Here is a 17,759-nt window from a genome sequence, read left to right as displayed (position 1 = left end):
TTCCTTGACCGCTCCTCCCCGACCCGCGTGCCTCCCTTCACCACCCCCGCCCTCACCCCGCGTGCCGATGTCCCACTTGCTGCGCGTTGCCCTCTGCGGAGTCAGCTGCGGGCGAGCATTCGCGGAGGGACGCCGTCCGGGCCGGCCGCCAGGCGCAGGCGGGTGTAGGCGGCGAGGCCGCAGACGGCGAAGCCGAGGGCGTTGGCCACGCCGTGGGTGGCGGCCATCCAGGCCAGGGACGGGTGAGGCAGGCCGGTGGCTTCGCCCAGGGCCCAGCTCACGGCAAGCACCATCGAAACGGCCAGGACCAGGGCGGAGGTGGCCAGCAGCCCGGCGGTGAGGCGGTCGGCCACCTGGGTACGAGCGTGGCGCCAGGTGGACCAGCCCATGGCCCACATGCCGGCGGTGAGGACGAGAGCACCCGCAAGCTCGACGAACTCGCTGGTGAAATAGCCGGCCAACACCAGCAGCGTGCCGGCCGGAACGGTGAGCACGGCCGCATCGGCGAGCCGCCCGGGCGCCAGCCGCCGGTGCAGCCCGGCGATCAGCGCGGCGGCGAACCCGGCGAAGTGGAAGTGCGCCACGGTCAGCGTCAACACCCCAAGCTCAAAACCGAACAGCCGATATCCGCCCCGCTCGGCCACCAGCGCCCCACCCGCGATCACCGGCCCGGCCAGCGCGGTCCCCAGAGCAATCCGCTCCCGCCATCCGAACCGCGCCCGGACAGCCGCATCCCCCAACCCGGGTCCCATCCAGGCAGTCGACTTCGCCAAGGCAAGCCGCACCCGGGCCGTCGGCTCTCCCCATGCCGGCCGCGCCCGGGCTATCGGTTCTGCCCACCCACGCCGCGTCCGTTCCCGGCGCGCCGGCTGCGGTCGGATGGCCTGAAGAGCGAGCGCTGACGCCGCGAGCGCGTAGACGACCGCAAGTCCCGTCGCCGCCGCCCCGCGCGGCAGCCACAGACTCGATGCGCCGGCCAGGGCCGCGATGGGCCAGAACCGCGTGACCGCGCCGCCCAGGCCGACGAGGCGAAGGCCTACCGGCACGACGATCAGCATGCCGATCGTGATAAGTGCGTTGACCAGGGCCCACACAACGGCCTCCCATTTTGTTGAACGCGTTCAACTATAGAGCGGCACCACCAGCTTCGCCAGACCGGCGCGGCGGGACTGTTGAGGGTTCAGGAGGGCGCGCGGCTCTCGCCGAGTGGTGGAAACGGAACGCGTGTCAGTCAGTCTTCGGGAGGTTGGCCGTCATCTCGGCCAGTTGGGCCAGGCGGCCGGGGAGGGTTTGCGGGTTGCCGGGGGCGTCGGGGCGGGCGTCCCACGGCCGTGGGCCGGTGAGGGGGCGATAGTTGACGCCCAAGGCGTCCAAGCGGGACAAATGCTCGGGCAGGCGGGTCATGAAGGACTCGTACGAGCGGCCCGGTGGATCCCAGACCGCCTCGGCCAGGGCACACAGGCGGGGATACGTCATGTAGTCCACCCGCCGGGCGTTCTCCATGTGTTCCGTCCAGACGTTGGCCTGGCCGCCCAGGACGTGGGCGGCCTCCTCGGGTGTCAGGCCTGGCGGGACCGGCTGGAAGCGGTAGACGTCCTCCAGCGTCAGCAACGTGCCGACCGGGGTCGGCTCGCCCGGGTCGTCGGACTGGCGGTAGTCCAGGTAGACCGCGATGTCGGGGCAGGAGACGACGTCGTGGCCCAGCCGGGCCGCGACCGTGGTCGGCCGCGGGCCGCGCCAAGCCGCCACCACCGCGCCCGGTGGGGCGCCGCCGGTGAGGATCTCGTCCCAGCCGTAGAGGCGCCGGCCGCGGGATGCCAGATGCTCGGCCATCTGGGCGGTGAACCACGGCTGGGCGCCGGACAAGCCCAGGCCCTCCCACTCGTCCGGTGGGCACTCGTCGCCGCCTATGCCGATCAGCTCGGACGGGAAGACGTCGCACACGTGGTCCAGGACGGCGCGGCAGAAGGCCATCGCCTCGTCGCCCAGGTTCAGCACGTGGGAGGAGATGCCCCACGTGGTGCGGACGCCTCCCCGGAAACCGTTTCCCAGCTCGGGGTACGCGGCCACGGCGGCCTGCATGTGGCCGGGCATGTCGACCTCGGGGACGACCGTCATGTGCAGCGACGCCGCGTAGGCCACGATCTCGCGCAGGTCGTCCGTCGTGTAGAAGCCGCCGTGCGGGCGGCCGTCGTCGCGGGCGTGGACCCGGGCGCCCAGCATCGACGACGGGCGCCAGGCGCCGACCGACGTGAGGCGGGGCCAGCCGGGGATCTCGACACGCCAGCCCTGGTCGTCGGTCAGGTGCAGGTGCAGGACGTTCAGCTTGTGGAACGCGGCCAGGTCGAGGAAGCGCAGCACGTCCGCCACCGGCATGAAGTGGCGGGCCACGTCGAGCATCACGCCCCGCCACGCGAACCTCGGCTGGTCGGTGATGGTCACCGCTGGAACGTTCCAGTCCACGGCGCCGGCCCGGCGCAGTGCCGCCGGCGGAAGCAACTGCCGCAGGGTCTGCGCGCCCCGGAACACGCCCGCCGCCGATCCGCCGGTGATCTCCAATGAGGCCGGGGCGCACGTCAGGGCGTACCCCTCAATCGGCTTTGAAGGGTCGACGCGCAGCGTGACACCGCCCCGCCCAGGAGGGAGTGGGCAGCGCAGAGCGTTGCGAAGCCAGGTGGCCACGCCCTCCGAACCCGGATCGGCGTCCAGCGGAACGGCCGGATTTAGGTGGAAGAAGCCGTCGTTACGGGTGATAGACACCGGCTGCGGAATCATCGCTTATTACAGTATGCGAGTGACGTACGACCTGCTCCTGAGCGGGGGCGAGCCGTTCGATGTGGCGGTGACCAACGGGGTGATCGCGGCGGTGGGCACCAACCTGCCGCGCCATGCCCGCACGATTGTGGACGTCGGAGGCAAGCTGGTCACGCCGGGACTGATCGATATGCACACCCATTCCGGGCCCGGATATTGGGGGATCTCCCCGGACGCGGTGGCCTGGTACACGGGTGTGACGACGTGGGTCGACGCGGGATCGGCGGGCGCCTACACATTGGCCGATCTGACGACCAAGGTTCGGGACGTACGTGTCCCCGCGCTCCTGAACATCTCGGCGGTGGGGCTCTCCGGGCGTACGGGCGAAGGTCGTGACCTGGACAACTGCGACGTCGAACTGGCCGTCGACACGGTGCAGGCGCACCGCGAGGTCATCCGCGGCGTCAAGGTGCGCGTCGACCGCGACACCGTGGGCGACAACGGGGTCGAGCCGTTGCGGCGGGCGCTGGCCGTCGGTGAGCGGTGCAAAGTGCCGGTCATGGTCCACATCGGGACCACACCGCCGCGGCTGGACGACGTGCTCGACCTGCTGCGGCCGGGCGACATCGTGACCCACTGCTCCAGCGGGATCGCCGAGCCGCTCGGGCCGGCGGTCAAGGCGGCCTTCGCGCGGGAGGTCCGGTTCGACATCGGGCACGGCTCGGGCGGGTTCGCCTTCGACGTGCTGGAACGGCAGCTCGACGCCGGCATCATCCCCGACACCGTCTCGACCGACCTGCACTGCCGGTCGCTGCACGGGCCCGTCTTCGACCTGCCGACCACGATGGCCAAGATGCTCGCGGTCGGCATGGCCCTGCCCGACGTGCTCGCGATGGCGACCACCCGGCCGGCCGAGATTCTGGGCCTGCCGGGCGGCACTCTCACGCCGGGCTCACCGGCTGATCTCGCGGTTTTCGACGTACGCCATGAGGAGCACGAGGTCGTCGACTCGCACCGCCAGGTTCGGCGGGCGCCGATGCGCCTGGTGAACACGGCGACCTACGTGGCCGGACGGCTGCTGCGACCGCGACTGCCGGACCCACCGGCCCCGTGGGTCCCGCTGACCGGAGCCCAGCGCGCGGCCCTCGACCGGCGGGAGCAAGATCTTCGTGAGATGCTCGCCGCGCCGCTGGTCGGTGTGGACGGGCTGGCCGAGCAGTTTCCGCGAACCACCGAGGGGGACCTCTGATGCCCAAGCGCGCCGTCAACACCGACAAGGCGGGCCCGGTCGGCGGGCCGTACTCGCAGGCGATCGTCGCCGGCGACTTCATCTACCTGGCTGGGGCGATCCCGTCGCTGGCCGACGGCACCCGGGTCACCGGCAGTTTCGCCGAGCAGGCCCACGCGGCGTTCCGCAACCTGGCCACGGTGGCCGAGGCGGCCGGCGGCAGCCTCGACCAGGCCGTCCGGCTCGGCGTCTACCTGCGCGACTTCGACGACTTCGCCGAGATGAACGAGATCTACAAGGAGTACGTCACCGGCCCGAACCCGCCGGTGCGGACCACCCTGCCGGTGCCGCTGGTCGGCTTCGACATCGAGATCGACGCGGTTCTCTACATCGGGGCCTGAGCGCGTTTACCGACTTCGTGGGCGCGGGCCTGGTTTGATCACCATGGAGGCTCGCGCCACGAACGGGTAACACGAGCGAAACGTCGGGCTGCGAAGCTCGCGGAGCGCTAACCGGGGAGGTCCCTTGTTCCTCAGCCAGCACGAGCAGGAACGGCTGCTCATCCACGTCGCGGCGGACGTCGCGCGGAAACGCCGCGAGCGTGGCCTGAAGCTGAACCATCCCGAGGCCACGGCCATCATCACGGCGTTCCTGCTCGAAGGAGCCCGCGACGGCCGCACGGTGGCCGACCTGATGGACGCGGGACGGCGGGTCCTCACCCGCGACGACGTGATGCCGGGCGTGCCCGAGATGCTGCCCGAGGTCCAGGTCGAGGCGACCTTCCCGGACGGCACGAAGCTGGTCACCGTCCACGGGCCCATCGCATGATCCCCGGCGAGATCCTCCACGGCGACGGCGACATCCCGATCAATTCCGGCCGTACGCCCCTGGCCCTGACCGTCCGCAACACCGGCGACCGCCCCGTGCAGGTCGGTTCCCACTTCCACTTCGCCGAGTCCAACGAGGCCCTGCACTTCGACCGCACAGCGGCCTGGGGCCACCGCCTGGCCGTCCCGGCCGGCACGTCGGTCCGCTTCGAACCAGGCATGCCCCGAGACGTCACGCTGGTCCCCTTGGCCGGCGCCCGCATAGTCCCCGGCCTGCGAGGCCTGGCCGCCGGCCCGCTGGACGACGGCCCACCCGCCACCGGATCCGCGGCCGCCGGCCCTCAGGGCGCCGCGACCTCGCCCGCGCCTCCCCCTCCGCCCGCCTTCTCCGACATTCCCGACTTATCGCCTTCGTCGGGCGAGCACGAGAACGGGAGCTCGCGATGACCAGCGCCGCGTCGACGGGACACGGGCCGAGCAGCCTCGATCGTGGGCGGTATGCGGCGCTCTACGGGCCGACCGTCGGGGATCGGATCCGGCTCGCCGACACCAATCTGCTCATCGAGGTCGAAGAGGACCGCAGCGCCGGGCCCCACCCCGGGGACGAGGTCGTCTTCGGTGGCGGCAAGGTCATCCGCGAGTCGATGGGGCAGTCCCGGGCCACCCGCGCCGAAGGGTCACCCGACACGGTGATCACCGGTGCGGTCGTGCTCGATCACTGGGGTGTCGTCAAGGCCGACATCGGCATCCGGGACGGGCGGATCGTCGCCCTCGGCAAGGCCGGCAACCCGGACACCATGGACGGCGTCCACCCCGACCTGGTCATCGGGCCCGGCACCGAGATCATCGCCGGCAACGGCAAGATCCTCACGGCGGGCGCGATCGACAGCCACGTCCACCTGATCAGCCCGACCGTCCTGGACACCGCCATCGCCTCCGGCATCACCTCGATCATCGGTGGTGGCACCGGACCGGCCGAGGGCACCAAAGCCACGACGGTCACCCCGAACGCCTGGTACCTGGCCCGCATGCTCGAGGCCATCGACACGTACCCCATCAATGTCCTGCTCCTGGGGAAGGGCAACACCACGTCGGCCGAATCGATGTGGGAGCAGCTGCGCGGTGGCGCCGGCGGTTTCAAGCTCCACGAGGACTGGGGCACCACGCCCGCGGTGATCGACGCCTGCCTGAAGGTCTGCGACGCCTCGGGCGTGCAGGCGGCGATCCACACCGACACCCTGAACGAGGCCGGCTTCGTCGAGGAGACGCTGCGCGCCATCGGCGGCCGGTCGATCCACGCCTATCACACCGAGGGCGCCGGCGGCGGCCACGCGCCCGACATCATCACGGTCGCCGGGCAGCCCAACATCCTGCCGTCGTCGACCAACCCGACCCGGCCGTACACCCGCAACACCCTCAGCGAGCACCTCGACATGCTGATGGTCTGCCACCACCTGAACTCGGCCGTGCCCGAGGACCTGGCGTTCGCCGAGAGCCGCATCCGCCCGTCCACCATGGCCGCCGAGGACCTGCTGCACGACCTGGGCGCCATCTCGATGATCGGCTCCGACTCGCAGGCCATGGGCCGCGTCGGCGAGGTCATCATGCGCACCTGGCAGACCGCCCACGTGATGAAGGCCCGCCGCGGCGCCCTTCCCGGCGACGGGGCCGCCGACAACAACCGCGCCCGCCGCTACGTCGCGAAATACACGATCTGCCCGGCGATCGCCCACGGCATGGCCGAGCAGGTCGGCTCGGTCGAGCCGGGAAAGCTGGCCGACCTGGTCCTCTGGGACCCCGCGTTCTTCGGCGTACGGCCGGCGCTGGTCATCAAGGGCGGCATGATCGCCTACGCCCAGATGGGCGACGCGAACGCCTCGATTCCCACACCTCAGCCGATGCTGCCACGACCGATGTTCGGCTCGTACGGCGTGGTCCCGGCCCAGACGTCGTTGGCTTTCGTGGCCCCCGCGGCCATCGACGCGATGCTGACCGACCGCGTGGGCGTGAAGCGCGCCTTCGCCCCCGTGGCCGACACGCGCCGGGTCACGAAGGCCGACATGCCGCTGAACGACGCCCTCCCCCGCATCGAGGTGGACGCCGACACGTTCGAGGTCCGCGTGGACGGCGACATCATCGACCCCGACCCGGTGACCGAGCTGCCGATGGCCCAGCGCTACTTCCTCTTCTGACCATGCCTCCAGCCCACACCCCGCCCCCGCGCGCTGCTTCAGACCCCTCGCACCAAATCCGGCATTCCCGATTTAAGCTCCACGGTGGTGTGGGGTGAGCCTCGCGACGCTGCTCCTGCTGGCCGACGGGCGCCTGCCCTCCGGCGGCCACGCCCACTCCGGCGGCCTCGAGGCCCAGGTCTCGGCGGGCCGGGTGGGCGACCTCGACGGCCTGGCCGGCTTCCTCCGCGGCAAGCTGGCCACCTCGGGCCTGGTCGCCGCGGCCTTCGCCGCCGCGGCCTGCCACCGCACGCTCGGCACCTCGCCACCGGCCCACCTCGCGCGCGCCACCCCACCAGCCCACCCCCCGCGCGCCACCCCACAACCAGCCCACCCCGCGCGCGGTGACCAGACGCCACCCCTCTACTTCGTGCCGGACATTTCGGACTTGGACCAAGGGCTCGATGCTCGTACTCCGTCGCCTGCCCTCCGCAAGGCGTCGCGGGCTCAGGGGCGGGCGCTGCTGCGGGCGGGGCGGGCGATGTGGGCCATTCCCGAGATCGGGCGGGAACCGCACCAGCCGGTCGCGCTCGGCGTGCTGGCCCGGGCTGCCGGGTTGGGGCCGCTCGAAGCCGCCGTCGCCGCAGCGCACGGCACGGTGACCGGGTCGGCCAGTGCCGGGGTGCGGTTGCTGGGCCTCGATCCGTACGCGGTGCACGGGCTCCTGGCCCGGCTCGCCCCCGACTGTGACCGGGTGGCGGCGTCGGCCGCGGCCCGGGCCGGCGACCCGGTCGACGAACTGCCGGCCGCGGGCGCTCCCCTGCTCGACATCGGCGCCGAGCTCCACGCCACCTGGGAGGTGCGTCTCTTTGCATCCTGATCAGCACACACACGCGCATGAAGCCGACGAGGTGCCGCACACGCACCCGGAGCCGGGCGTCGACCCGCATCTGCCGCTCCCCGACGCGCCGCGGGCGCTGCGGATCGGCATCGGCGGGCCGGTCGGGTCGGGCAAGACCGCGCTGGTCGCCGCCCTCTGCCGGGCGCTCGGCGACGAGTTGCGGCTCGCCGTCGTCACCAACGACATCTACACGACCGAGGACGCCGACTTCCTCAAGCGCAACGGCGTCCTCCCGGTCGAGCGGATCCGCGCCGTCGAGACCGGCTGCTGCCCGCACACGGCCATCCGCGACGACATCTCCGCCAACCTGGACGCCGTCGAGGATCTGGAGGACGCCCTGGGCCCGCTCGACCTGGTCCTGGTCGAGAGCGGCGGCGACAACCTGACCGCGACCTTCAGCAAGGGCCTGATCGACCAGCAGATCTTCGTGGTCGACGTGGCCGGCGGCGACAAGGTCCCCCGCAAGGGCGGCCCCGGCGTCACCACCGCCGACCTGCTGGTCATCAACAAGACCGATCTGGCCCCGCTGGTCAGCGCCGACCTCTCGGTGATGGACCGCGACGCCAAGGCCCGCCGGGGCGAGCTCCCCACGGTCTTCCTGTCCTTGGTCGAGGATCGCGCCGCCACCCCGGTCGCCGACTGGATCCGCTCGCTGGTCGCCGCCCGCGTCCCAGCCGCCCGATGAAGGCCGCCCGATGAAGGCCGCCCGATGAAGCGCGCCGGCCGGCGACGGTGAAGGCTTTCGCCCGGGTCGCCGCCGAGTCCGACGGGCGCGGCGGCACCCGGCTGGCCGAGCTGCGCGGGGAGTCTCCGCTGCTGCCTCGGCGCACCGGAGCGCACCGGGTCCATCTCGTGGGCGGCGCCGCCGGCCCGCTGCGCGGCGACGAGCTCCGCCTGGAGATCGCCGTGGGCCCCGGAGCAACCCTGGAGGTCCTCAGCGTGGCGGCCCAGCTCGCGCTCCCCGGGCGCTCGCACCTGCCCGCGTCCCGCTACGAGATCTCCGCCTCGGTGGCCGAGGGCGGCGAGCTCCGCTGGCTGCCCGAACCGCTGATCGCCGCCGCCGGCTGCGACCACGTCACCGTCACGCACGTCGACGTCGCCGACGGCGGCCACCTGCTCTGGCGCGACGACCTGGTCTGCGGACGGCACGGCGAGGACCCCGGCGACGTACGGACCGAGACCACCGTCCGCTACGCCGGCCGGACCCTCTATCGCCACGACCTGGCGGTCGGCCCGGCCGCTCCCGGCTGGTCCGGAGCGGCCGTCCTGGGCGGCGGCCGCGCGCTCGGCACGGTCGTCATGACCACCGAGGACGGTCCGGCTGTGCTGGGCGGCGACGCCGTGCTCATGCCGCTCGCCGGGCCGGGAATGGTGGGCATCGCGGTGGGCGCCGACATCCGGCAGGTGCGAGCGGCGCTGGATCCGCTGTGCGCGGCGAGGGTGGCCGTGGCCACCCCCGCCGGCTGAGTCAGGCCGCTACCGCGATCGGTACGCCGTGTGCGTCCGTCAGGGCCAGCCTCGTGTGCAGGTTGCCCTGTTGGGCGACGCGAGCGAAGTACTCGCTCCGGCGCCTCTGCATGCAGCCCTTGCGTGTCCTCGGTCCGCCCGCCGCCACCGTCAGCAGTTCCGGGGCCAGCGAGCTGTTCAGGCCCTCGCGCAGCAGCTGCAACGCCTCCGTGCGCAGCTGGGAGATGCGCGACTCGGTGACGCCCAGGCGGGCCGCCACGTCGCTCAGCGGCTGCTCCTGCAGGAACGACTCCGTGACGACCAGGCGCAGCCGTTCGGGCAGGGCCTGGATCGCCTGGTGCAGATAGCCGAGGCGCTCCCTTTTGAGCAGCAGGTCCTCGGGGCCCTCGGACAGCTCGGGCACCATCTCCTCGGCCGCCCCGGTGGGGAAGCCCTGGAGGCTGAGCAGCGCCGCCTTCTGCACGTCGTCCTCGACCGTCGCCAGCTCCTGCACCCCGATGCCGAGCATCTCGGCCACCTCGGCATCGGTGGGTGTGCGGCCGAGCGCGGCGGTGAGCTCCTGCCGGGCGGCGGCGGTGCGCCGGGCCCGGGCCCGCACCGAGCGGCTGGCCCAGTCCTGGCCGCGGAGCTCGTCCAGGAGCGCGCCGCGGATGCGTACCGCGGCGAAGCGGTGGAACGGGATGCCGCGGGTGACGTCGAAGGACCGGGCCGCGCCGAGCAGGGCGGCGAATCCGGCGGAGGAAAGGTCGTCCGCGTGGACGTGGCCGGGTACCCGGTTCAGGAGTTCCCGGACCAAGTGGCCAACCATCGGCATGTGTTCGCGGACGAGGTCCTCGATGTCACGCGCGGACGGCGCGTCGTGGGTCGTGCCGATGGTGGCGGGGAGTTCGGTCGTGTCGCTCACGTGGTCCTCCTCGCTATTCGACCGGTTGAGTGAAAACCGGCTGACGAGAAGAACTTTTACGAACGAAAGGTGCGAAGGCGGCCGAACTCGGTTGCTAATAGGGTGCTTTTCGCGAGAAAAGCTCAGGTTTAGTGGAAGGCGGCGACGCGGCGGTTCTCCAGAACCCCGGTCAGCTCCTCGTGCACCCAGTGCATGCGGGTCACGGCGATGTCCGGGTGGTCACCGAACTCCAGGGCCACCTCGGCCGCGCACCCGTCGGTGCCGTGCAGCAGAAGCATGGCGGTCACCGCCCGCTCGACAGCCGCTTGGCTGGGGCACTGGGACGGCTGCAGATCCGAGACGAAGAGGGCCTCCGCCGCCAGATCCTTGACAATGCTGATCATGTCGAACTCCCCGATGTACGACAACTAGCTGTGCGCTGCCCTTAATGCCCTGGTCGGCGAGGGTTGCAACCGATCGGAGCGGAAAGAGCAAACCTCATCTTCCTCGCGCGCCCCTCCCGCCCCGGCCAACACGCCGGGCGAATCGGGAGAAAATGCATGCGCCATCCCCTTCACACTAGCTCCGTACCCGGGACCCCGTCGTCTGCTTTTTCAGCGGGAAGGCGCCGGAACGCGGCAAGGCCGGCCCGGGAGCCGGGCCGGCCTTGCGCACGAGGTGGTCTACTCGGTCTCCGCCGGGCAGGACCCGGGCTCCCCCGGGTCGCACTCGCTGGGAAGGGGCGGCGGCGGATCGTCGACGCCGGCCGGGGTGGTCGGCGGCGGCGTCGTGGCCGTCGGCACGTCGGTGTCGTCCGGCGGCTCGGGCTCGACCGCGCCGCCACCGGTCGTGGTGGTCGTGGTCGCCGACGGCGTCGTGGGCGGGGAGCCCGTCGGCGTCGTGGGCGGGGTGCCCGTCGTGGTGCCCGGCTTGGGCGACGTGGTCGTCGTGACCCCCGGCTTGGGCGCGGTGGTGGCGGGCTTGGTGCCGTTTGTCGGCTTCACGGTCGGGGTGATCGTGACGGTGCCGTCGGGGGCGATGCTGTAGCCCGGGTCGGTCGTCGTCGGCACCAGCCGCGAGCTGCCGTCGCTGAGCTGCTCCACCTTCTGCGCCGGGCCGCCCGGCTTGGTCGACACGAACGTCTCGCACGTGGCGCCGTTGAGCGTGAACGTCAGCGGCGCGATGTTGGTCGCCGTGTAGCGCCCGGTGATCGGCACGCTCACCGTCGATTTCGCGTTGATCGCGGCGGCCGTGGGCGAGCTGACCTCGACGCTCTGGCCGGTCTGGGTCAGCGTGGTCTTGCCGTTGCCCGAGATCGTCTGGTCGCCCGGCATGAGGAACCAGAGCTTCCAGTCGGTGACCGGGGTCTCGTCCTTGTTGGCCACCGTGACCTGGGCGCTGAACCGGCCCTTGCTGTCGGAGACGACCGCGTAGTTGACGACGCACTCGCCCGTCGGCGCCACCACCTGCGGCCCGACGATCGCCGCCTTGTCCTTGGGGCTGCTGCCGCTGGCGCTCCAGCCGTACGTGCCGATGGCCAGCAACAGCACACCGGCCGCGATGACCAGGATCCGCCGGGTCTTGTTGCCCGGGCCCCGCTGGCCCTCGGACGGCGACGCCTGGTTGCCGTAGGCCGGGCGCAGCTGCTGACCGGCCTCGATCGGCACCGACTCGAGCCCGGCGAACCGGCTGTTGCGGGCCGGCGCGGCCGGGTCGCCCGACGTGGGCGCGGGCGACTGGGGAGCCGCCGCGGCGGCCGCGGCCGCCGCGGCCTCGGTCATGTATTCGTTCGCCGTCGGCAGGATCGTCGTGTTCTCCACGTCGTCCGCCCACTCGGGCACGTAACCGCGGGCCACCGCGGGCGCGCCCGCCGACAGCGCGGCCAGGATCTGTGCCAGCTCGGCGCTGGACGGCCGGTCGGCCGGCCGCTTCTCGAGACACCGCCCGACCAGGGCGTCCACCTCGGCCGGCAGGCCCTCGACGGGCGGCAGCGGGTCGGGCTCGACATATTGGTGGGCGCGGAGCAGGGCCGTGGTGGTGCCCACGTCCCACGGCAGCTGGCCGATGAGCGTGCGGTAGATCAGCAGGCCCACCGCGTACACGTCGGTGGCCGGGCTGACCTGGCCGCCCTCGAGCCGCTCGGGCGCGAGGTAGGCCGGCGTGCCCAGCAGGCTGCCGTCGGGGTCGATGTCGTTCTCGCCGATCAGGGCCGAGATGCCGAAGTCGACGACCTTGGCCCCGGTCGGCGTGAGCATGACGTTGGCCGGGGTGACGTCGCGGTGCACGATGCCCCGCGCGTGAGCGGCGGCCAGGGCCGCGGCGACCTCGGCGGTGATCCGCACGGCGTGCTGCCAGGGCAGCTTGCGCGCGCGGGCAAGCACGGCGGCGAGCGACTCGCCGTCGATCAGCTCCATGACCACGTACGGCACCGGCTCACCGTCGACTGTGGTGGCCTCGCCGTAGTCGTAGACGTTGGTGATGTTCGGGTGGCTGAGGCGGGCGGCCGCCTGGGCCTCCGCGCGCAGACGGCGCCGGAACGCCGGGTCCGCGCTGGTCGACGGCGGCAGCACCTTCACCGCGACCTGGCGCCCGAGGACCTCGTCGAACCCTCGCCACACCACTGACATCCCGCCGGCGCCGAGCCGCTCGACCAGTCGATATCGACCGGCCAGCAGACTCGAACCGGGCAGGTCCGGCTGGCTCATGTGCCCCCACATGCGCGCCTCGTGAGAAACGCCGAGTCGCACCGCCATGCTCCTCGGCGCCGGGGGAAAGGTTCCCCATCGACGGCTCGGATGCTAGCCGATGATCGGCTGTATCAGAATCCCGCGTCTGCCGGTCTACCTGCGGTTCGTTACCGTCCGTTTCGCGACGGATCCCAGCCGTGGCGCGCTTTCGGGAACCCTCCGAAAGTCGGATCTCCGACTCAGGGCAGGCTGTCATATGCGGATAAGCCGGGGAATGCCCGCTTCATCGGAAGTGACGGCAGGAACGAGAATCCCGCCGTCTCTTAAGAGTCGATTAACTGACGGTCGCTGACGCGTAACGGACCGCCGAAGACAACGATCATCGGCGATTACTTAACGTAGGGCAATTGTTGAAGCCTTGACCTGAGCAACCCCCGCTGATCGGGTGACAAGCTCCGCTGATCAGCTTATTTCTCGTGCCAACCTGAGTACGCGGCGTGTCGGCCGGTGGCAACGTTGCCGAACAGCACCGACGCCGGCGACGGCCGCTTGGGCGGCGCGAGCCGCACCGGAACCGGCGCCTCCCCCACCGGCAGCGCTCCCAGCTGGGCCAACAGCTCCAGCACCGGGTCGAGCTTCTCGTAGATGACCAGCACCACGTCGCCCGAGCGGGCCAGCCGCAGCGCCGCCGGCACCGCCTCCTCGTAGCCCTGCGCCGGCACCGCCGTCAGCTTCGGCCGCCGGGCCCGCATCTCCCTCTCCACCAGCTTGGACACTTCGCCCCGGGCCCGGGGGCCCGGGTCCTCGTCCTCGTAGAGCACGGCCCGGGTGACCCCGTCGGCCACCACCTGGGCGCTGGCCGCCAGCAGGTCGTCGCGCCGGTCGCCGGGCAGGGTCAGCGCCACCACGCAGCGGTCCGGCCCCCACAGCTTGTGCAGGGTCCGCAGCGTCGCCGCCAGCGCGGCCGGGTTGTGCGCGTAGTCCACGAAGACCGACACGTCGCCGAGGCGCAGCAGTGTGGCCCGCCCCGGGTTGTCGACCACCCAGTCGAACTCGGTCAGGCGGCGCACCACGTCCTCCTGGCCGGCGCCGAGAGCCCGGGCCGCGGCGATCGCCGCCAGGGCGTTGGCCACCACGTGCGGCGCCGCTCCCCCGTACGCGCCGGGCAGCTCGGCCATCCGCATCAGCGGCGTGCGGCGGGCGCCGGTGGCCTGCGTCAGCCAGCCGTCCTGGAGCAGATAGGCGGTGGCGCCCTTGGCCAGGTGCTCGACCACCACCGGCTGGCGCGCGTCCAGGCCGAACCAGACGACCCGTTTGCGGTCGGCCCGCACCCGCGGCCGCTCGACCAGGTTGCGCACCCATGGGTCGTCGGCGTTGAGCACCAGCGTGCCGCCCTCGCGGACCCGCTCGGCGACCAGCGCCTTGACGTGCGCGAGGTCCTCGATCGTCTCCAGGCCGTCCTGGCCGAGATGGTCGGCCGTGATGTTGGTGATCACGCCGACGTCCGACCAGTCGTAGCCCAGGCCGCGGCGGATCAGCCCGCCGCGCGCGGTCTCCAGGACGGCCACCTGCACGCTCGGATCGCCCAGGACCATCTGGGCCGAGAGCGGCCCGGTGGCGTCGGCCCGGTAGATCACCCGCCCGTCCACCCGAACATCGTCAGTGGTGGTCAGGCCCACCCGCGTACCACCGGAAGCCAGAAGATGCGCGGCCAGCCGGGCCACCGTGGTCTTGCCGTTGGTGCCGGTGACCGCGGCGGTCGGGATGCGCCCGTCGGAGCCGCCGGGGAACATCGCCCGCACGATCGCGTCGCCGACGTCGCGGGCCCGCCCGCGCACGGGAGCCAGGTGCATGCGCAGCCCCGGCACCGCGTTGACCTCGAGGACGCCGCCGGTGACCTCGCCCCCGTCGACCAGCGCCGGCACCGGCTCGGCGATGTCGGGCAGCCGCAGGTCGATGCCGGCGATGTCGAGACCGAGCAGCGCGGCCACCCGCAGGCAGAGCCGGGCCACGTCGGGGTGCACCCGCTCGGTCACGTCGTGGCTGGTGGCACCGGTCGAGAGATTCGCCGTCGCGGCCAGCCACACTTCAAGCCCATTCGGGGGTACGCCCGTGAGCGCCCAGCCCTGGCGCTCGAGCAACTCCTCGTCGGCGTCCACCCGGGTCAGCACCCGGGAGTGCCCGGTGCCGCGGCGCGGGTCGGCGTTGACCCGCTCGATCAGCTCGGCGATCGTGGCCCGCCCGTCGCCGGTCACGTGCGCGGCGATCCGCTCGGCCGCGGCCACCACCTCGCCCGCCACCACGAGCACGCGGTAGTCGCGCCCGCCGAGCTGCCGCTCCACGATCACGTCCTCACCGGCCGCGCGGAAGGCCCGCTCGACCTGGGCCGCGGTGCTCACGCCGAGCGTCACGTGGTCGCCGTGCCGTCCCTGACGCGGCTTGACCACGACCGGCCCGCCGAGACGAACCAGAAGATCAACCGCTTGTGACGCCGTACGGGCGGGGCCGCCCTCGGCGATCGGCACTCCCGCCTCGGCCAGCAGACGGCGGGTCACCTGCTTGTCGCCGGCGATGTCGACGCCCACCCCGCTGGTCCGGTCGGTCATCGCGGCCCAGGCCAGCCGGCGCCGCACGCCCCAGCCGAGCCGCAGCAGGCTGAGGTCGTCGAAGCGCTCGACCGGGATCCCGCGCCGCCGGGCCGCCGTGATGATCGCCCGCGTGCTCGGGCCGGCCGCTTCCCTTTCCGCGAGCGCGGCCAGCGCATCGAGCCGGAAGTGCCCGAAATCGAGACCGGCGTGAACCCCCGCCACCAGATCGACGGCGGCCTGGAGCAGCTCCCCCGGCAGGGACGAGTCGGGCGATTCGTCAATGGGACACTCGACGATCAGGTCATACAGACCGGGGACACCCGCCGACACCGTACGGCCGAAGCTCACGTCCCGCCCGATCATCTGGGACAGCTCGATGCACGCGTGCTCGGTGACGTGCCCGAAGTACGTGCCGCCGCGCAGCCGGCTCACGAACCCGCCCGGCGCGCCCGCGGCGCAGTGGTGCTCGGCCAGGCCCGGCAGCGCCCGCAGGAGCCGCTCGGCGAAGCCGGTCACGTCCGAGGTCTCCACGCCGGTCAGCTCGTCCAGCCGCAGCCGGGCGACCACGGCGGGCCGGGAGAGGTACACGTTCGGCCCGCGCAGCCGGCGCAAGGATTCGATCTTCATGCGACGCGCCCCCTTCACTAGGAGGCTAATCGGAACAAAACCGAAACATCCGGCTAATCGTCGTTATGGGCGGGCAGGAGGTGCGTGACCTCGGGCGGGCCGTCGGCCAGGGCGAGCGCCCGCTGCTCGGCCTGCTCGTCGCTGCCGGTCATCCGGCCCTCGTGCTGGCGCAGATGCTCCTCCCAGGTCGGCACCTGATAGACCTCGACGTACCGGCCCGGGTCCTCGCCGTCCCGGAAGAGGCCCCACCTCGACGCTCCCGTGCGCTGCCGCGAACCCCGTACCGCCTCCATGGCCTCGATGAAGTCGCCGGCCTTGGTGTCCGGGACCTGGTAGACGACGGTGACCAGGATCGGCCCCTCGTCCAGGTGCGGCTCGAGCATGATGTGCGGCTCGGCCCAGAAGATGGCCGGGCTCCGGTCGGCGCCGTCCTGCTCGCGCACCGGCCACCAGCGGATCGTCACCGTGCCCGCCAGCAGCGCCACCGCGGCGGCCAGGAAGGCCGTGTCCAGGCCGAACAGCGCGGCGACCTGACCCCAGAGCAGCGCCCCGAGCGCCTGCGACCCGGCGAAGACCACCTGGTAGACGCCGAAGCCGCGGGCACGCACCCAGTTCGGCAGGAAGAGCTGGAGGGTCGCGTTCATCCGCGAGACCAGTGTCATCCAGGCCAGCCCGGCCAGCACCAGCACCGCCGTCACCGCGACCTCGTTCGGCACCAGGGCCGTGACCACCAGCGCCCCGCCGTAGACGATCCCCGCCAGCACAATCAGCCGGTTCGGCGACAGCCGCTGCCGGATGCGGGGCATCAGCAGCGCGCCGGCGATCGCGCCCACGCCCAGGGCGGCCAGCAGGATGCCGTAGCCGCTCGCGCCCATGTGCAGCTCTTGATGCGCGACCAGCGGCAGGAGCCCCCAGACGACCGCACCCGGCACCACGAAAAGGACAACGCGCGCCAGGATCCGCAGCACGACCGGCGAATACCGGACGTATCGGGCGCCCGCTCGGAGCGCCGGTCCGAAGTGTTCCGGATGCGACCGCCGACGTGCGGGCCGCCGCCACAGGAACAGGGCGAGCGCGAAAACCCCGTACGACAAAGCATTGATCGCGAAAACGGTGGCCGACCCGGTCTGCGCGACGAGCAGACCGGCCACGGCCGGACCCGCCGACCGCGCCAGGTTCGTGTTGACCGCCCCCAGCGCCGACGCCGCCGGCAGCTCGTCCCGCGGCACCACCTCCGGGATCACCGCCTGCCACGTCGGCAGGGTCAGCGCCTGCCCCACCCCCAGCAGGAACGTGAAGACCAGCAGCAACGCCGGCGGCATCAGATCGAGGATGGTCAGCACGGTCAGCACGCCGGCCACCGCGAACAGCCCGATCTGCACCGCCAGCAGCAGCTTCCGCCGATCGACGGCGTCGGCCAGCGCCCCCGACGGCAGGGCCAGCAGCAGCACCGGCAACATCGTCACCGTCTGCACCAGCGACACCCAGGTGGCCGCGCTCGGCTCGCCCACCACCAGCCACTGCGCACCGACCGTCTGCATCCAGGTGCCGACGTTGCCGGCCAGCACGGCGATCCAGAGATTGCGGAAGACCCGCTCCCGCAGCGGCGACCATGGACTCACCGCG

At 72.2% G+C, this 17,759-nt stretch carries 15 protein-coding genes; 8 read left to right on the top strand and 7 right to left on the bottom strand.

Features of this window, described 5'->3' with window-relative positions; genetic code table 11:
* Window positions 1-101: 101 nt before the first annotated feature.
* Together CRP55_RS31035 and CRP55_RS31030 are read right to left on the bottom strand one after the other, a co-directional pair.
* On the bottom strand, window positions 102-1,094 hold the full coding sequence (locus CRP55_RS31035) for a YndJ family protein (protein ID WP_281260820.1): 993 nt from the start codon (window positions 1,092-1,094) through the stop codon (window positions 102-104).
* Window positions 1,095-1,227: 133 nt separating this feature from the next.
* A complete protein-coding gene (locus CRP55_RS31030) occupies window positions 1,228-2,775 on the bottom strand; it encodes a beta-N-acetylhexosaminidase (RefSeq protein ID WP_097324491.1) in 1,548 nt (515 codons plus the stop codon).
* A 19-nt stretch (window positions 2,776-2,794) separates the two neighbouring features.
* On the opposite strand from CRP55_RS31030, the gene CRP55_RS31025 reads away from it, so the two are divergent.
* The 8 genes from CRP55_RS31025 (at window position 2,795) to CRP55_RS30990 (ending at window position 9,348) form a co-directional block, all read left to right on the top strand.
* Window positions 2,795-4,003, top strand: a complete 1,209-nt coding sequence (locus CRP55_RS31025) for an amidohydrolase family protein (protein WP_097324488.1) — start codon at window positions 2,795-2,797, stop codon at window positions 4,001-4,003.
* Window positions 4,003-4,383: a RidA family protein gene (locus CRP55_RS31020; RefSeq protein WP_097324485.1), complete on the top strand. Its 381-nt coding sequence runs from the start codon at window positions 4,003-4,005 to the stop codon at window positions 4,381-4,383. Before CRP55_RS31025 ends, CRP55_RS31020 begins: the two co-directional genes overlap by 1 nt.
* A 124-nt stretch (window positions 4,384-4,507) precedes the next feature.
* Window positions 4,508-4,810 (top strand): urease subunit gamma, encoded by a 303-nt coding sequence (locus CRP55_RS31015; protein ID WP_097324482.1) that lies wholly within the window; start codon window positions 4,508-4,510, stop codon window positions 4,808-4,810.
* A complete protein-coding gene (locus tag CRP55_RS56545; protein WP_097324479.1) occupies window positions 4,807-5,256 on the top strand; it encodes an urease subunit beta in 450 nt (149 codons plus the stop codon). Before CRP55_RS31015 ends, CRP55_RS56545 begins: the two co-directional genes overlap by 4 nt.
* Window positions 5,253-7,001 carry an urease subunit alpha gene (locus CRP55_RS31005; RefSeq protein ID WP_097324476.1) on the top strand — a complete coding sequence of 583 codons (1,749 nt, stop codon included), beginning with the start codon at window positions 5,253-5,255 and terminating at the stop codon, window positions 6,999-7,001. Before CRP55_RS56545 ends, CRP55_RS31005 begins: the two co-directional genes overlap by 4 nt.
* Window positions 7,002-7,095: 94 nt before the next feature.
* On the top strand, window positions 7,096-7,860 hold the full coding sequence (locus CRP55_RS31000; RefSeq protein WP_097324472.1) for an urease accessory protein UreF: 765 nt from the start codon (window positions 7,096-7,098) through the stop codon (window positions 7,858-7,860).
* A 31-nt stretch (window positions 7,861-7,891) separates the two neighbouring features.
* Entirely contained in the window at window positions 7,892-8,566 is a 675-nt protein-coding gene (ureG, locus tag CRP55_RS30995; protein ID WP_281260819.1) for an urease accessory protein UreG, read from the top strand.
* Window positions 8,567-8,613: 47 nt separating this feature from the next.
* Complete coding sequence (locus CRP55_RS30990) at window positions 8,614-9,348, top strand: urease accessory protein UreD (protein ID WP_097324467.1); 735 nt, start codon at window positions 8,614-8,616, stop codon at window positions 9,346-9,348.
* A 1-nt stretch (window position 9,349) separates the two neighbouring features.
* Here the strand turns inward: CRP55_RS30990 and CRP55_RS30985 are convergent, their stop codons facing one another.
* The 5 genes from CRP55_RS30985 to CRP55_RS30965 form a co-directional block, all read right to left on the bottom strand.
* Complete coding sequence (locus CRP55_RS30985; RefSeq protein WP_097324464.1) at window positions 9,350-10,252, bottom strand: sigma-70 family RNA polymerase sigma factor; 903 nt, start codon at window positions 10,250-10,252, stop codon at window positions 9,350-9,352.
* Between the two features lie 128 nt (window positions 10,253-10,380).
* Window positions 10,381-10,635: a hypothetical protein gene (locus tag CRP55_RS30980; protein WP_097324833.1), complete on the bottom strand. Its 255-nt coding sequence runs from the start codon at window positions 10,633-10,635 to the stop codon at window positions 10,381-10,383.
* Between the two features lie 279 nt (window positions 10,636-10,914).
* Window positions 10,915-12,936, bottom strand: a complete 2,022-nt coding sequence (locus CRP55_RS30975) for a serine/threonine-protein kinase (RefSeq protein WP_097324460.1) — start codon at window positions 12,934-12,936, stop codon at window positions 10,915-10,917.
* Between the two features lie 449 nt (window positions 12,937-13,385).
* On the bottom strand, window positions 13,386-16,133 hold the full coding sequence (gene cphA, locus CRP55_RS30970; protein ID WP_097324458.1) for a cyanophycin synthetase: 2,748 nt from the start codon (window positions 16,131-16,133) through the stop codon (window positions 13,386-13,388).
* 53 nt (window positions 16,134-16,186) lie between these two features.
* On the bottom strand, window positions 16,187-17,755 hold the full coding sequence (locus tag CRP55_RS30965; RefSeq protein ID WP_245923496.1) for an MFS transporter: 1,569 nt from the start codon (window positions 17,753-17,755) through the stop codon (window positions 16,187-16,189).
* Window positions 17,756-17,759 lie beyond the last annotated feature (4 nt).

Source organism: Paractinoplanes atraurantiacus, from assembly GCF_900215205.1.
In the GTDB taxonomy this organism is placed as follows: domain Bacteria; phylum Actinomycetota; class Actinomycetes; order Mycobacteriales; family Micromonosporaceae; genus Actinoplanes; species Actinoplanes atraurantiacus.
This window is presented reverse-complemented; position numbering and strand designations above follow the sequence as displayed.

Bases quoted from the DNA above. Each gene is read 5' to 3' on its own strand.
- cphA (WP_097324458.1), bottom strand. From the start codon at position 16,133: ATGAAGATCGAATCCTTGCGCCGGCTGCGCGGGCCGAACGTGTACCTC.
- CRP55_RS30980 (WP_097324833.1), bottom strand. From the start codon at position 10,635: ATGATCAGCATTGTCAAGGATCTGGCGGCGGAGGCCCTCTTCGTCTCG.
- CRP55_RS31020 (WP_097324485.1), top strand. From the start codon at position 4,003: ATGCCCAAGCGCGCCGTCAACACCGACAAGGCGGGCCCGGTCGGCGGG.
- CRP55_RS30975 (WP_097324460.1), bottom strand. From the start codon at position 12,936: ATGAGCCAGCCGGACCTGCCCGGTTCGAGTCTGCTGGCCGGTCGATAT.
- CRP55_RS56545 (WP_097324479.1), top strand. From the start codon at position 4,807: ATGATCCCCGGCGAGATCCTCCACGGCGACGGCGACATCCCGATCAAT.
- CRP55_RS31030 (WP_097324491.1), bottom strand. From the start codon at position 2,775: ATGATTCCGCAGCCGGTGTCTATCACCCGTAACGACGGCTTCTTCCAC.
- CRP55_RS31005 (WP_097324476.1), top strand. From the start codon at position 5,253: ATGACCAGCGCCGCGTCGACGGGACACGGGCCGAGCAGCCTCGATCGT.